Below are 13,804 nucleotides of genomic sequence, written 5' to 3'. Positions count from 1 at the left end.
CTCGTACCGACGTCGTTCGCGCGCATGCCGTGGGGCTTGGTCGTGGTCGTCACCGCAATCTGCGGCTTCGGCCTCGTCGTTCTGTATTCCGCAGCCGGGGGCAAGATGACACCCTGGGCCCTTTCGCAGGGCGTGCGCTTCGCCATGTTCATGGTGGGCGCGCTGATCCTGTCGCGGCTGTCGGAACAGCAACTGAAGGCGGTCGCCTGGCCCACGTATATCGTCCTTCTTATTCTTTTGTTCGGGGTGGAAGCGCTGGGCGCGGTTCGCGGCGGCAGCCGGCGCTGGCTGGATCTCAAGATCATCCGGCTCCAGCCCTCGGAATTGATGAAGCCCGCAATCGTGCTGGTGCTGGCCCGCCTTTACGACATGATGCCGGCTGCGGAGATTCGCCGTTTCTCCGCAATCTGGCCGGCCGCCTTGCTGATCGGCGTGCCCTTCCTGCTGGTGATGGCGCAGCCCGATCTGGGAACCGCGTTGATGATCGCATTTGGCGGTATGATCGCCATGTTCCTGGCGGGCGTGCCCAAGCGCCTGTTCATCGGCGCGGGCGCGGCGGTGATCGCGCTGATCCCGCTCGCCCTGCATGCGATGCACGATTACCAGCGCCGCCGGATCGAGATCTTCATCAATCCGGAAAGCGACCCACTGGGAGCGGGCTATCATATCATCCAGTCGAAGATCGCGATCGGATCGGGCGGGATAACCGGCAAGGGCTTTCTGCAGGGCACCCAGAGCCATCTCGACTATCTACCCGAAGGCCATACCGATTTCGTGTTCGCGACGATGGCGGAGGAATGGGGCCTGATGGGCGGCATCGGCATCATTGCGGCCTTTTGCTTTGTGATCGGCTGGGGAATGCGCGTAGCAATGCGCTCCCACTCGCGCTTCGGCCGCATCGCAGGTGCGGGGCTGGCCTCCACCATTTTCTTTTACGTCGCGATCAACCTGTTGATGGTGATGGGATTGGCGCCGGTCGTCGGCATTCCATTACCCCTCGTGTCCTTCGGCGGATCGGCGATGATGACGGTCCTGATCTGCCTCGGATTGCTGATGGCGATCGATCGCCAAAGCCGGGCAAGCCGTCGCTGACGCGACCAAGGTGTTTACAAGCGCCAAAGGCCTTGCTAACGGCGCGCCTCCAAAGCGGCACGACCGCGTTGCTTCATGGCATGGACGCATAGCTCAGTTGGTAGAGCAGCTGACTCTTAATCAGCGGGTCCTAGGTTCGAGCCCTAGTGCGTCCACCACCTTTCCAATGACTTAGCTGAACGACCGGCTTCCATCGCCGCGACTGACGCGGCTGGGAAACGCCGCCCCTTTTGTGGACGAGAAGAGTTGGGGACGGGAGCACTGCCGTCCTATCGTTTGGAGGTGCGGCAGGACCCAGCCTACCTTCAAAACCGGAGTCGCCGACTCCATGCGCTATATCGGCGCGATCGTCGTTTCATGAACTGGGTCGTGATGATCTGGGCAGCGTTCTTTTTTATCAGATTCGCCGCCGCGCTGCTTGATCGCTTGTTAGATCTAAGATGGGGTTACGCTGCCCTTGATGTCTGGGCCAGCGCGGGCTTTATCGCCTTCGCAGGCGCGTTCTGGATATTCGCCTCGCTGATCCAGAGCCTCAATCTGGCGTATATCCGACATACCTATGGCCCCAACCCGTTGGATGATCGCTCCGCTGTACGCCAAGAGATTGGCGGCGTTGTCCGTTAGACCAGCGTCCGCCACCTTTTCGATTACTCAGACGCGACAGGTCTGCCCCAGTTAGGGTAATGCGGCCGCGGAGAAAGACCGGCCGGTCGCCCGCATGCCTGATTTCCATTCGTGAAATCCGCTGCCGTGAATAGTGCGCGTGACCGCTTTCGGCCGGCCGCCGGGGGGTGCGTACAGCAGCGGCCGTAGGCTACTCTAGCCTCGCCAGCGCAGACGGACCCGGAAAAACTTGCCTCATGGCCTTCTGCAGGCGGCAGCACTTCGTGCAAGGTTTAACGTTTCGGCCATTCTTCCCGGCTGATAAAGCGGCCCCGCGAGCTTCTGTGCGCTGGGGGATGGCGATTGATAAGCGGGATAGGGCGAGCAGCCATTGCGTTGCTGACTGGCATCATGTTGCTAGCCGTCCCCGTGGTCGCGCGATTGCCTCCGGCGCCGAATATCCCGACCTTCCAGCCGCCTGCCGCCAGCCACGCGCATGGTCCGGGCATAATCCACATTTCGCGTCGCCCTGCCCCTGTGCCAGTCGTCATCGCGGTATCGCCCAGCGGATCGGATGCCGCCGACGGTACGATCACGAATCCGTTCGCAAGCCTCGCGCGTGCCCAGGTGGCCGTCCGCCGCCTGAATGCGGACCACGATGTGACCGTCCAGCTTGCCAATGGTGTATACGCGCATCATCCGTCACGCCCTGAAATGAGCGTGCGCGACATAGTGATCAGCAACAATGTCGTGCGCACGGTCTCTCAACATTATCGCGAGCAGGCCGCGATCCTGGTCACCTATGCCAGCGGCGCCGTGATCTGGCACAATGACGTATCCGGCGCACCTTATGACGGGATCGACGTCGGCTGGGGGTGGGGCGTCAACGATCCCGGCGGCAGCGCCGCCTATCTCACTGCCAATCGGGGCTATTACAATCAGCCCGGCAATTTGATGTACGATACGCCGACCATCCTGCGGGATTCGGTGATCGTCGGCAATCGCGTGCACGACGTGAAGCAATGGTTCCCCGACGGCGGCGCAATCTATCATCTATCCGCCGATCCCGGTGCGCTGATTGCGGAAAATTACGTTTACGACGTGCCGGGCGGTATCGCCCTCTACCTGGACGAAGGCTCGCGCCATGTCACCTTGCGCAACAATGCGATCAGCAATGTCGGCGTCTGGCTCAATCTCAATTCGCAGGACGACGTGGCACCGCGGCGCACGCGATGGACAATCTGGCGACGGGCAATTGGTACGATTCAGGGCTGCGCTCGGGATCGTGGACCGAATATCTTAACAATCGCGACGTCGACAACCTGAAGGTCACCAAGAATGCATGGCCGGCAGAGGCGCGCGCGGTGATCGACCGTGCCGGGATCGAACCGCCGAAGCCCGTGCCGTAAGGCGCATTTTGCACCCCTCACCGCAACCGCCTCACGCGATGTAATCGCGCTGGCCTATCCTTCGTCCACCATCCCTCAGCAGCAGGAAAAGAAAATGCCACGCCTCGCCGGAAAACGGGTTCTCGTCACGGGTGCCGCGCAGGGCATCGGCCGCGCGACCGCGTCGCTATTCCAGCAGGAGGGCGCGACGGTGATCGCGGTCGACATCCAGGCAGACGCGCTCGCGACATTGGCCGATTGCGAAGCGCATGTCGTCGACCTGCTGGATGCTGCGGCCGTCGCCGTCTTGGGGGATACGGTCGGGACGGTCGATGCGCTCGTCAACTGTGCGGGTTATGTCGATGCGGGCGATCTGCTCGCCACGACGGAGCGCGGGCTGGATTTGTCGTTCGACCTGAACGTCCGCGCGACGATCCGCATGACCCAGGCGGTGTTGCCCGCGATGATCGCGGCCGGCCGGGGATCGATCGTGAACATCGCGTCCGTCGCAGGCGCGATGATCGGCGTCCCCAACCGGCTGGCTTATTGCGCGTCGAAGGGGGCGGTGGTCGGCCTCACCCGCTCGATCGCGCTCGATTATGTGGCCAAGGGCATACGCTGCAACGCCATCTGTCCGGGCACGGTCCAGTCGCCATCGCTCGACCAGCGCTTGGCCGCGACCGGCGATGCGGACGCGGCGCGCGCGGCCTTCATCGCGCGCCAGCCGATGGGGCGGATCGGGACAGCCGAGGAGGTCGCGCAACTCGCCTTGCTTCTCGCCAGCGACGAGAGCGCGTACATGACCGGCACCGCCATCGCGATCGATGGCGGATGGACCATGGCCTGACTTCAATGCCGATCATTGCCTCCATCGACGATTTCCGCGCGGCCGCGCGGCGGCGCCTGCCGCGCTTCCTGTTCGACTATGCGGACGGCGGCGCGATGGGCGAACAGACGATGCGGAGCAATCGCGCCGATCTGGAGCAGGTGATCGTCCGTCAGCGCGTGCTGCAGGATGTCGCCAATATCGATCTATCGACATCCTGGTTCGGCCGCAGGCAGCCGCTGCCGGTGGCGCTGGGACCGATCGGCATCGGCGGCATGTTTCGCCGCCGCGGCGAGACCCAGGCGGCACGTGCGGCGGCGCGGCATGACATCCCCTTCACTTTATCCACCGTCGGCATCTGTTCGATCGCCGAGGTCCGCGCCGCGATGCCGGACGCGCCCTTATGGTTCCAGCTCTACGTGATCCGCGACCGCGGCTTCATGCGCGAGCTGATAGCATTGGCGAAAGAGAAAGGCGTAGAGGCGCTGGTCTTCACGGTCGACATGCCGACGCCGGGCATCCGCCACCGCGATCTGCATTCGGGCATGTCCGGTAGCCACGGCCCGCTGCGGCGCGCGCTTCAGGCGATGGGGAAGCCCGGCTGGGCCTGGGATGTCGGCCTGCGCGGGCGGCCGCATCAGCTCGGCAACCTCGCCCCGGTGCTGGGCGCCGACAGCGGGATGAACGATTATATCGGCTGGATGGCGGACAATTTCGATCCCGGCATCCGCTGGAAGGATCTCGACTGGCTGCGCGCGGCATGGGACGGACCGCTGATCGTGAAGGGCATTCTCGACGTTAAAGATGCGCGCGAGGCGGCGGATTATGGTGCCGATGGGATCATCGTCTCGAACCACGGCGGACGTCAACTCGATGGCACCTTGTCGGTCGCACGTGCCCTGCCCGCCATTGCCGACGCGGTTGGCGACCGGCTGATCTTGCTGGCGGACGGCGGCGTCCGCTCCGGGCTCGACGTAGTACGGATGCTGGCGCTGGGTGCGCGCGGCGTGCTGCTGGGGCGTGCCTGGCTGTGGGCGCTTGCCGCCGACGGCGAGGCGGGCGTCGACCGGATGCTGACCATGCTCACCAAGGAGCTCAAGGTCGTGATGATGCTGACGGGCTGTTCCTCGATCGATGCGATCGATGCGTCCGTCCTTGCAGGTGCCCCCATTCCACTTCCAGAAAGGACCTGATGACATGAAGCTCTGCCGCTACGGCCGCGCAGGCGAGGAAAAGCCCGGCATCGTCGATGACGCAGGCGCGATCCGCGACCTGTCCTTCATCCTTGCCGATCTCACCCCGGACACGTTGAGCCCGGAGGGCCTGGCGCGCCTGCGCGAGGTTGCGATCGACGATCTTCCCCTGGCGCCGGCGGACGCGCGCTACGGGGTTCCGGTTGCGGGCACGCGCAAATTCATCGCGATCGGCCTGAACTATGCGGACCATGCCGCCGAATCCAACTTGCCCATCCCGTCAGAGCCGGTCGTCTTCAACAAATGGATCACTTGCCTGCAAGGTCCGAACGATCCGATCACGATCCCCAAAGGCTCGCTCAAAACCGATTGGGAGGTCGAGCTGGGCGTCGTGATCGGCACCGGCGGGCACAATATCGACGAGGCTGACGCGCTGTCGCACGTTGCGGGCTATTGCGTCGTCAACGACGTGTCCGAACGTCACTGGCAGCTAGAGCGCGGCCCGACCTGGGACAAGGGCAAGGGCTTTCCGACCTTTGGCCCCGTCGGCCCTTGGCTCGTCACGCACGACGAGGTGGGCGATCCACAAAATCTAGCGCTTTGGCTCGACGTGAACGGCAAGCGCGTGCAGGATGGCAATACCGCGACCATGATCTTCAGCGTGGCCGAAATCGTCGCTTATTGCTCCAGCATCATGATGCTGGAGGCGGGCGACATCATCACTACCGGCACACCCCCCGGCGTCGGCATGGGGCAAAAGCCCGAGCCTTGCTTTCTCAAAGCAGGCGATGTCGTTCGGCTTGGCATCGATAAGCTCGGCGAACAGCGCCAGGAATTCCGCCAAGGCTCATAACCGCAGTATCGGGGGTGCCCGGCCATGCCGCCGGCGCCGTCTCTCAGATTTCGACCTGCGCTGAACGGCGCTGGCGCACCTTCCGATAAGCACAGCCCGCCAACATAACCTTAGAGATCGGCCTTCCTTGACTTAACGTACGTTTGACTGCGCAGTGGATGCCGGCGGCTCGGCAGGCGCGATGAACCGTTGCCAATGGGCTTCCTGTTCGGCCGCGTCGGCAAGCTGATGCTCGCCGCAGTTCAGGCGCAGATGACGGTCCCCGAACGGGGCGTCGACATAGGCGCAATGGTGCGGGTTGAGCGGATCGTCATGCGCGTAGGGCCGGAAGAAGTGGCAGCTGACGCACATGCGCTGCATCGGGATGTCGCCATTGACCTGAAGCGCGCGGATCACGCGGACGAGCCCCCGCAGCAGCCCCGCCTGCTCGACCGCCGGCAGCGTGTCGACCGCGTCCGCCAGGAAATCGGGCCATTCCCGGGTGCGGTCCGCGGATGCCTCTCCCTCGGGCGTCAGTACAAGGTTGATCGACCGCCGGTCTCGCCCCGGTTGCTTGGCCACGAGGCCCTTGGCGGCCAGCACGTTCACCATATCGCTCGCGGTCGGTGCGGAGATGCAGAGCAGCTTGGCGAGGCCGGCCAGGCGCAGGCCTTCAGGCGCATCCCGCAACAGCGCGAGCGCATGCCCCTGGCTGGGCGTCACGCCCGCATTGCCCGCGCCCTTCCACGCCCGACTGCGCAGAACGAGGCCGATCTTCGCCAATCCGGCCGTGACGCGGCGCGCGACCGGCTCCGAGATAGAATCGAAAATCGCCGACATTGTTCGGACTCCTAACATTTTTGTTGACGTCAATCTGCACGATCATTAGCACTCCTAACATTCGCTGTCGACTCGAAGGCGGGCCGCGCGATTGAACAGGAGGAAGCTATGACGAAACGATCGATTCTCTCCGGGCTGGCCGGCATCGGTGCACTGCTGTCGCTGTCGACCAGCGTTCTGGCGCACGACATCACCGCACAGGCGGGCAACGCCAAGTCGCCCAGCTTCGACATCGTCCACACACAGATCGCGCGCGAGGGGGATGACCTGGTGTTCCGCATGGCGGTGAGCGGCAAGGCGGGCGCGTCGAAGCCGACCAAGGTTGGCAAGCTCGCCGGCTCCACCATCTATTCCTACGTCTGGCCGACCAGCCTCAATTCCAGCGCGGTGGGTTTCGAACAGAATCAGGGCATCCTCGCCTTTGCGGTGACGTCGCACCCGGATTTCGACGACACGCCCTTGTATGACGAGAATGGCGATGGCGACAAAACCAATGACGGCGATCTGTGGCACAGCCACTGGGTCGTGCTGGTGCCGGATGAGGCCTGCGGCCACGGCGCGCTGAAAATCCGCGACATCCCGGAAGGCACGAAGCCGAAGCTTCCGCCGACATGGCCCGGCATCCCGGTGCTGATCGACAGCCCGAAGATCACGCCGCGCATCTCCGGCAAGCTGGTCACCGTACGCGTACCGGCGGCATCGTTGGGCGACACGGCCGGAATGAAGTTTGACGGCGTGACGTCCGGCCTGCGCATCAACGCATCCGTCCACGCCCCGCTGGTCTGCGTCGCCGACGTGTTCGACGTCGCCAGCGGCGATCTCAGCCTTCCCGGCCGCGTGATGAAATAGCCGGACCGCATTCGGTCCGCGCGCCATGCCCCCTCCCCGACCGCGCGGGCCGATCTTCCTGCAACCGGGGGCACCCCACGCCTATCGAAAGGAAAGATTCATGAGCAGAGTAGACTTGATCGATCGTGCCGCCGCCACCGGCGAGCGCAAGGATATATTGGATCAGATCCAAGCGGCCTTCGGAGCAACGCCCGCCATGTTCCGGGCTGTCGCCAATTCGCCGGCCGCGTTGAAGATGATGTGGGCCGCGTTCGGCGCGCTGGGATCCGGGACGCTGCCGGCCAAGCTCGGCGAACAGGTCGCGGTGCTGATCGCCGATCGCAACGCCTGCGAATATTGCCTCGCCGCGCACACGATGCTCGGACGCAAGGCGGGTGCCTCCGCGCAGGAGATGGGCGAGGCCCAGGCCGGCCGATCGACCGATCCCAAGACCGCCGCAGCACTGACCTTCGCCGCCAAGCTGGTCGCCGATCGCGGCCAGGCCACCGACGAGGATGTCGCGGCCTTGCGGGCTGCCGGCTTCACGGATGAGCAGATCGTCGAGTTGATTGCGCACGTCGCGCTGAACCTGTTCACCAATTACGTGAACGTGTCGCTCGCCGTCCCGACCGACTTCCCGCCGGTGAAGCTGCTGCAAGCTGCCTGACCCAATTGGGGCGGTTGCCACGGCGCCGCCCCTTATCTCTGCATGCACAAGGATCACGACCATGGCTCATCTGCGTCCTGCGCCCGAATGGGATATTTCCGGCTGGCTCAACACCCCGGCGCCCTTATCGCTCGCGCAGCTGCGCGGCCGCCCGATCGTTGCGGCCGCTTTCCAGATGCTGTGCCCGGGCTGCGTGGAACATCTGATCCCGCAGCTGAAGCGGGTGCGCCAGTTATTCCACGAAGACCAAGTCGCGGTGATCGGCCTGCATTCGGTGTTTGAACATCATGATGCCATGGGCGAGGCGAGCCTGCGCGCCTTCCTGCACGAATATAAGGTTACCTTCCCGGTCGCGATCGACCGGCATAGCGCCGGGCCGATCCCCGAAACGATGCGCGCCTACAATTTCCAGGGGACGCCCACCCTGATGCTGATCGATGCCGCCGGGCTGCTCCGCCGGCAGACCTTTGGCCATATTCCCGATCTTCAGCTCGGCGCGGAGATCATGTCTCTCCTCCAGGAACAGTCCGCCGCTATCGTCGCCGCGCATGCGCGCGAGACGGAGGGTGCCCGCTGCGAAGTGGGGGCGGGAACATGCTGAAGACCGTGGTGGCCATCCGCCATCTGGGCTTCGAGGATCTCGGCTTCTTCGAAGCGCCGCTGCGCGAGGCGGGCTACACCGTCCATTATTATAATGCGGGCGAGGATGAGCTTTGGACGCTCGACCCCGTCCGCACCCCGCTCCTCATCGTTCTGGGCGGGCCGATGGCGGTCTATGAAGGCGCCAGCCACCCCTATCTGACGGAGGAGCTACGGCTGCTGCGCACGCGCCTGACGGCGGGCCGGCCTACGCTGGGCGTCTGCCTGGGGGCGCAATTGATCGCGGCCGCGCTGGGCGCTGCAGTCTATCCCGGCACGGGCAAGGAGATCGGCTTCGGCCCGGTCATCCTTTCGGAGGCCGGCAGTCGCTCTCCTCTGCGATCCATCGGCACGGAGCAGCCGGTGCTCCATTGGCATGGCGATACGTTCGATCTGCCGGAGGGCGCGACCTTGCTCGCATCCACGGCCGCCTATCCGCACCAGGCCTTTGCGGTCGGTCCGAACATCCTCGCGTTACAATTCCACCTCGAAGCTGGCGGAGCGATGGAAAGCTGGCTAACCGGCCATGCTGACGAGCTGCGGACCGCCGGCATCGATCCGGAGCGTATCCGCCGCGATGCCGCGCAATATGGGCCTGGCCTGGGCCGAGTTGCAGAGGAGGTTTTGACCGTATGGCTCCAGTCCTTGCGCGAATGAAAAGGACGGCATGACGGCAAGCGACACTTCCTCCCCCACGCTCACCATCCCGGCGATTGCGACAGCTATGCTGGCGCCGCTGACGGATCATGGCGTGCCGAGCGGGATCGACAAGCGGCCGGCCGCCGGCCGCATCGCGATCCTGCGCGACGGGATAGCGGGCGACGCACAGGGCGATACGCGCCACCATGGCGGTCCGGAAAAGGCCGTGCATCATTATCCGCGCGATCATTATGCCGCGTGGCGGGCCGAATTGGGGGCGCTACCGATCCTGTCGGGGCCTGCGGCATTTGGGGAGAATCTGTCGCTCACGGGGCTGGTCGAAACCGACATTGCCATTGGCGACCTCTTCCGCGCCGGAACGGCGCTGCTGCAGGTGAGCCAGGGCCGGCAGCCCTGTTGGCGTCTCAATGCGCGCTTCGGCGTGACCGATATGGCCCGCCGGGTCCAGGATAGCGGCCGGACAGGCTGGTATTATCGCGTGATCGAAGAAGGCATGGTTGCGCCTGGCGATATACTGCGGCTGGTGGATCGGCCCGCTGCGGCGTGGACGATCGCCCGGCTCTGCCACATCCTCTATGCCGATCCGCTTAACCTGCGCGAACTGCAGGCGGTCACCGCGCTGCCCCTGCTGGCCGAAGGATGGCGCATGCTTGCCGCCCGCCGCATTGCCACCGGCCAGGTGGAGGATTGGTCGCGCCGCCTCGACAGTCCGCAGTGAAGCAATGCCGGCGCGTTACCGGACGATCTTGGCCCCAGGCCCGAATGCGAACTTGATGCCCAGCGTGCCGGCATTCTCGGTATAGGGGTAAAGTTCGTTGGTGGAACGACGCCACGACCGCCGCCCTTCCAGGCGCAGCGTCATCCGGTTTGTCAGCGCGTAGGACAGGCCACCCTTCAACTGCCGCAGCTTGTCCGTCCTGGGCTCGATCGGGACAGGCGACAAAATGTCATAGACGAAATGTTGCTTGGCATAGGAGGCGAGGAGATCCGCCTTCAGCCGGTTGGTGACCGAAGATCGGGCGAGCAGGCTCACGAAATCCTGCCGCACCGAATCCGAATAGATATAGCCATCCGATTGCAGCTGGCGCCCGGCGCGCGCGATGACTTCGATCGTCCGGCGCGGGCGCCAGGTGAGCGACACGTCCCCGACCACGCCTGAAAAATTCTTGTCGAAGATCGATTTGTCGTTGCGGCGCAGATAGCCGATCCGGACGTCGGCCAGCAGCAGCGCCGATGGCTGATAGTGGATGGTCGCGCCGATGCGGCGTTCGTTGAAGCGCTGGCGATAGATTTCCGTCACGCCGTCCACGTCGATCGGCTGACCGCCAAGCCCCCGGCTGCGCGACTGCTGATACAGCAGCGTGATATAATTTCCGGTAGGCGGGAAATATCCCAGCCCCAGGCTGGCCCCGCTATTATTGTAGCCCGACGCGAAGATGGAGGAATTCTGGTTGCGCGTCAGCGACCCGCCCACCACCGCGCGAATATCGCCGACCAGTTTTAGCCGGACCTGGCCATCCACCTGGGTGAAGGTCTGCATATTGCGGATGTTGGAGAATATTTCCGAAAAGTCGCTCAACCGCTTCTCGCGGCTGGCCGTAACGTCGAACGTCAGGCGCCCTTTCGGCCGCGAGATCCGCGCGGTGAGGATGTAGCCCGTATTATTCAGGTAATCGTTCTTCGCAAAAAGACTTCGATTGATTTCACCACCAATATTAGCCGTCATACTGCCGGTGTTGAGGTATAGAAGCCCGCCGATACCTGCGGAATAGATTTGCTCGCTTTGCCGTTGCGGACTCGGCTTGCGGAATAGGTTGTCGTCGTCACGCGCTTCGCCGTGTCCATTGATGACCCAGTCCGCCGCGGTCGCCTGTGCGCACCAGCCGATGGCGATCAGGCACGCCGGCAAAGCACGACGTACGATTCGCGCGCGCCGCCCGCTGGCTCCTACCGTTCGACCGCGCACGAGAGTCACAACCACGATCCGCTCTATCTCACAATCCGGCCACACGGCCATCGCTGCACCGCATCAACGCGGTACAGCGCAGTTAAGTGCTACGGAATAAAGTCAGCATGGCAACCCATATTTATCATCCGTAGCAACCGATTACATGGCGATATGTTAGATAAACGGGACGAACTAGCCATTGACATACAGACCACCGCAGCGCACAATTTAGAACAGATGGACGGTCATTGATCACCATCGGGGTAATTACACCAGTTTGGACAAGCGTTAAACCAATTTGGACAAGCGTTAAGCCAATATGGACCAGTATTAATCCAGTATGAACGGTAATCAGCCGTCGGATTAGGGAAAGAGGCCAGCGCCGGTCCTGCGAACAGGGTTCACCGGGCGGCGCCGCAGGCTTTATCCGATGCGACGGCCGATAGGTCGGACATGAAGAGTGTTAGTTGAGGATGCCGCAAACAATTATATCCCGCGTCTTTGGTGGCGCGGACAATAGAGTTGAGCCAGGTTTGTAGATCGTTGCGATGCAAGCTGTGTATCAAATCCTTGTAGATCTAGGTGGGCGTCATGTTTAACAATGCTTCTTTCCGGAAAGACAGCACCCCGTTGCAGGCGGGCGATTTCGATATCAATTCATCCTTTGATGGAGGGTTGATCTCGGATCGGGCCGCTCATGGCACGCCGGGTGAAACGGCATCGAGCGCGGGCGGCCAGTCCGCTGCCCCGCATCAGGATGGCTTGTCGAGCGTGTTTGGGATCGCACATGGCCGGGTAGACCGTGCCTTTTTCCGGCTGATGGACATCATGATCGCGGCGTTCGGAATCATCCTGTTCGCCCCATTGCTGATTCTCGTTGCAATCGTAATGCAATTGACCAGCCCGGGCCCACTGCTGTTCGTGCAGCAGCGCGTCGGGCGCGGTGGCGTGATGTTCCCCTGCCTGAAGATCCGCACCATGCACGTGAACGCCGCCGAGATGCTGGCACGCCTGCTGGAAACGGATCCGGCGGCACGCGCGGAATGGGCGAAGGATTTCAAGCTGCGGGCCGACCCGCGCATCACACCTACCGGTGGCCTGCTGCGCAAGAGCAGCCTCGATGAGCTGCCGCAGCTGTTCAACGTGCTCGTCGGCCACATGAGCATCGTCGGGCCCCGCCCGATCGTGCCGGCCGAGATCGAACGCTATGGCGCGCACTTTGCCGATTATTGCTCGGTTCGCCCCGGCCTGACCGGCCTGTGGCAGGTTAGCGGCCGAAACGACATCTCCTACACCGAGCGGGTCCAGCTCGACCGTCGTTACGCCGCCAGCAAGTCGCTGCCGCTGGACGTGACCATCATATTGCGGACGGTGCCGGCGATGCTGCGTGCCCGTGGCTGTTATTGATCCAAGCCGGTGGTGTTCAACTGGATGACCTCTCCATCCATCATGTGGGATCGCCGTGACCCGGCCGGCTCGGCTGGCAGGGTCACGGCGCTGATTCGTGTGCTCTTGTTGCTGGCGACGCTGTTCGCGAGCAGCATGAGCATCGCCGCGGCACCTGGCGACGATTACCGCATTGGCGCAGGCGATCTGCTGAAGGTCAGCGTCTATCGCGCGACCGACATGGAAAGCACGGTGCGGGTTTCCGATCAGGGCAAGATCATTCTGCCGGCCATCGGTGAACTGACGGTGGTCGACAAGACCGCGTCCGAGGTCGCCGGGATGGTTGCCGCCGGGCTGAAGGCCCGCGGCATCTTTCTCGATCCGTCGGTCAACGTGCTGGTCATCGAAATCCACAGCAAGACGGTGTCCGTACTGGGTGCCGTGCAAAAACCCGGCGAGATCACGCTCGATCGGCCGAACCTGACCATTTCCGAAGTGCTGGCGCGCGCGGGAACGACCTTCACCGCGGCTTCCGGGTTCGTGTCGGTCGTGGAGGCGGGCGGCAAGCATGAGCAGTTCGCGCTTGCCGATCTGGCGTCGGGCGGCCGTGACCGCGTCGCGCGCCCGGGCGAGGTGTTCTTCGTGCAGGCGCCGCCCTCTTTCTTCATCCGGGGCGAAGTGGTCAAGGCGGGCGAATATCCGCTCACGCCTGGGCTGACCGTGGGTAAGGCGATCGCCATCGGCGGTGGGCTCACCGACCGGGGCAGCGCATCGAAGGTGCGGATCGAGCGGCCCGGTCCCGATGGTGCCGTGACCGTCCAGAAATCGGTCAAGGGCGATGTCGCGTTGCAGCCCGGCGATCTGCTGATCGTTGGCGCAAGGCTGTTTTAGACGGGATCGGC

General features: G+C 63.6%; 15 protein-coding genes and 1 tRNA gene. 14 read left to right on the top strand and 2 right to left on the bottom strand.

Annotated features, from left to right (window positions below):
* Positions 1-24 precede the first annotated feature (24 nt).
* The 7 genes from rodA to ACSBM8_RS02400 all read left to right on the top strand — a co-directional run bounded on the left by rodA (position 25) and on the right by ACSBM8_RS02400 (position 5,955).
* Positions 25-1,092 carry a rod shape-determining protein RodA gene (gene rodA / locus ACSBM8_RS02430; protein ID WP_442681463.1) on the top strand — a complete coding sequence of 356 codons (1,068 nt, stop codon included), beginning with the start codon at positions 25-27 and terminating at the stop codon, positions 1,090-1,092.
* An 82-nt stretch (positions 1,093-1,174) separates the two neighbouring features.
* Positions 1,175-1,250 (top strand) — tRNA-Lys (locus ACSBM8_RS02425).
* A gap of 199 nt (positions 1,251-1,449) precedes the next feature.
* On the top strand, positions 1,450-1,716 hold the full coding sequence (locus ACSBM8_RS02420; protein ID WP_442680085.1) for a hypothetical protein: 267 nt from the start codon (positions 1,450-1,452) through the stop codon (positions 1,714-1,716).
* Between the two features lie 390 nt (positions 1,717-2,106).
* The gene (locus tag ACSBM8_RS02415; RefSeq protein ID WP_442680084.1) at positions 2,107-3,021 is read left to right on the top strand and encodes a hypothetical protein; all 915 of its coding nucleotides are present in this window, start codon (positions 2,107-2,109) and stop codon (positions 3,019-3,021) included.
* 177 nt (positions 3,022-3,198) lie between these two features.
* The gene (locus tag ACSBM8_RS02410) at positions 3,199-3,930 is read left to right on the top strand and encodes an SDR family oxidoreductase (protein ID WP_442680083.1); all 732 of its coding nucleotides are present in this window, start codon (positions 3,199-3,201) and stop codon (positions 3,928-3,930) included.
* Positions 3,915-5,102, top strand: coding sequence for an FMN-dependent L-lactate dehydrogenase LldD (gene lldD / locus ACSBM8_RS02405; protein WP_442680082.1), 1,188 nt, complete (start codon positions 3,915-3,917; stop codon positions 5,100-5,102). Before ACSBM8_RS02410 ends, lldD begins: the two co-directional genes overlap by 16 nt.
* A 4-nt stretch (positions 5,103-5,106) precedes the next feature.
* Positions 5,107-5,955 carry a fumarylacetoacetate hydrolase family protein gene (locus ACSBM8_RS02400; protein ID WP_442680081.1) on the top strand — a complete coding sequence of 283 codons (849 nt, stop codon included), beginning with the start codon at positions 5,107-5,109 and terminating at the stop codon, positions 5,953-5,955.
* A 132-nt stretch (positions 5,956-6,087) separates the two neighbouring features.
* On the opposite strand, the gene ACSBM8_RS02395 is transcribed toward ACSBM8_RS02400, so the two are convergent.
* On the bottom strand, positions 6,088-6,774 hold the full coding sequence (locus ACSBM8_RS02395) for a MarR family winged helix-turn-helix transcriptional regulator (RefSeq protein ID WP_442680080.1): 687 nt from the start codon (positions 6,772-6,774) through the stop codon (positions 6,088-6,090).
* Between the two features lie 108 nt (positions 6,775-6,882).
* On the opposite strand from ACSBM8_RS02395, the gene ACSBM8_RS02390 reads away from it, so the two are divergent.
* From ACSBM8_RS02390 to ACSBM8_RS02370, 5 genes are all read left to right on the top strand, one after another.
* Positions 6,883-7,623, top strand: coding sequence for a hypothetical protein (locus ACSBM8_RS02390; RefSeq protein WP_442680079.1), 741 nt, complete (start codon positions 6,883-6,885; stop codon positions 7,621-7,623).
* 100 nt (positions 7,624-7,723) lie between these two features.
* On the top strand, positions 7,724-8,269 hold the full coding sequence (locus tag ACSBM8_RS02385) for a carboxymuconolactone decarboxylase family protein (RefSeq protein WP_442680078.1): 546 nt from the start codon (positions 7,724-7,726) through the stop codon (positions 8,267-8,269).
* A 61-nt stretch (positions 8,270-8,330) separates the two neighbouring features.
* Complete coding sequence (locus ACSBM8_RS02380; RefSeq protein ID WP_442680077.1) at positions 8,331-8,870, top strand: redoxin family protein; 540 nt, start codon at positions 8,331-8,333, stop codon at positions 8,868-8,870.
* Positions 8,864-9,565, top strand: a complete 702-nt coding sequence (locus ACSBM8_RS02375) for a glutamine amidotransferase (protein ID WP_442680076.1) — start codon at positions 8,864-8,866, stop codon at positions 9,563-9,565. The genes ACSBM8_RS02380 and ACSBM8_RS02375 overlap by 7 nt, the downstream gene beginning before the upstream one ends.
* Before the next feature lie 10 nt (positions 9,566-9,575).
* The gene (locus tag ACSBM8_RS02370) at positions 9,576-10,286 is read left to right on the top strand and encodes an MOSC domain-containing protein (protein WP_442680075.1); all 711 of its coding nucleotides are present in this window, start codon (positions 9,576-9,578) and stop codon (positions 10,284-10,286) included.
* 15 nt (positions 10,287-10,301) lie between these two features.
* Here ACSBM8_RS02370 and ACSBM8_RS02365 read toward each other — a convergent pair whose 3' ends face one another.
* Positions 10,302-11,549 carry an outer membrane beta-barrel protein gene (locus tag ACSBM8_RS02365; RefSeq protein WP_442680074.1) on the bottom strand — a complete coding sequence of 416 codons (1,248 nt, stop codon included), beginning with the start codon at positions 11,547-11,549 and terminating at the stop codon, positions 10,302-10,304.
* Between the two features lie 558 nt (positions 11,550-12,107).
* Between ACSBM8_RS02365 and ACSBM8_RS02360 the strand changes: the two genes are divergently transcribed.
* Together ACSBM8_RS02360 and ACSBM8_RS02355 are read left to right on the top strand one after the other, a co-directional pair.
* The gene (locus ACSBM8_RS02360; protein ID WP_442680073.1) at positions 12,108-12,923 is read left to right on the top strand and encodes a sugar transferase; all 816 of its coding nucleotides are present in this window, start codon (positions 12,108-12,110) and stop codon (positions 12,921-12,923) included.
* A gap of 24 nt (positions 12,924-12,947) precedes the next feature.
* The gene (locus ACSBM8_RS02355; RefSeq protein WP_442680072.1) at positions 12,948-13,793 is read left to right on the top strand and encodes a polysaccharide biosynthesis/export family protein; all 846 of its coding nucleotides are present in this window, start codon (positions 12,948-12,950) and stop codon (positions 13,791-13,793) included.
* The last annotated feature ends 11 nt before the right edge of the window (positions 13,794-13,804 follow it).

Source organism: Sphingomonas sp. ASY06-1R (genome assembly GCF_052180265.1).
Taxonomy (GTDB): Bacteria; Pseudomonadota; Alphaproteobacteria; order Sphingomonadales; family Sphingomonadaceae; genus Sphingomonas_I.
This window is presented reverse-complemented; position numbering and strand designations above follow the sequence as displayed.

Bases quoted from the DNA above. Each gene is read 5' to 3' on its own strand.
- rodA (WP_442681463.1), top strand. From the start codon at position 25: ATGCCGTGGGGCTTGGTCGTGGTCGTCACCGCAATCTGCGGCTTCGGC.
- ACSBM8_RS02420 (WP_442680085.1), top strand. From the start codon at position 1,450: ATGAACTGGGTCGTGATGATCTGGGCAGCGTTCTTTTTTATCAGATTC.
- ACSBM8_RS02415 (WP_442680084.1), top strand. From the start codon at position 2,107: ATGTTGCTAGCCGTCCCCGTGGTCGCGCGATTGCCTCCGGCGCCGAAT.
- ACSBM8_RS02410 (WP_442680083.1), top strand. From the start codon at position 3,199: ATGCCACGCCTCGCCGGAAAACGGGTTCTCGTCACGGGTGCCGCGCAG.
- lldD (WP_442680082.1), top strand. From the start codon at position 3,915: ATGGACCATGGCCTGACTTCAATGCCGATCATTGCCTCCATCGACGAT.
- ACSBM8_RS02400 (WP_442680081.1), top strand. From the start codon at position 5,107: ATGAAGCTCTGCCGCTACGGCCGCGCAGGCGAGGAAAAGCCCGGCATC.
- ACSBM8_RS02395 (WP_442680080.1), bottom strand. From the start codon at position 6,774: ATGTCGGCGATTTTCGATTCTATCTCGGAGCCGGTCGCGCGCCGCGTC.
- ACSBM8_RS02390 (WP_442680079.1), top strand. From the start codon at position 6,883: ATGACGAAACGATCGATTCTCTCCGGGCTGGCCGGCATCGGTGCACTG.
- ACSBM8_RS02385 (WP_442680078.1), top strand. From the start codon at position 7,724: ATGAGCAGAGTAGACTTGATCGATCGTGCCGCCGCCACCGGCGAGCGC.
- ACSBM8_RS02380 (WP_442680077.1), top strand. From the start codon at position 8,331: ATGGCTCATCTGCGTCCTGCGCCCGAATGGGATATTTCCGGCTGGCTC.
- ACSBM8_RS02375 (WP_442680076.1), top strand. From the start codon at position 8,864: ATGCTGAAGACCGTGGTGGCCATCCGCCATCTGGGCTTCGAGGATCTC.
- ACSBM8_RS02370 (WP_442680075.1), top strand. From the start codon at position 9,576: ATGACGGCAAGCGACACTTCCTCCCCCACGCTCACCATCCCGGCGATT.
- ACSBM8_RS02360 (WP_442680073.1), top strand. From the start codon at position 12,108: ATGTTTAACAATGCTTCTTTCCGGAAAGACAGCACCCCGTTGCAGGCG.
- ACSBM8_RS02355 (WP_442680072.1), top strand. From the start codon at position 12,948: ATGACCTCTCCATCCATCATGTGGGATCGCCGTGACCCGGCCGGCTCG.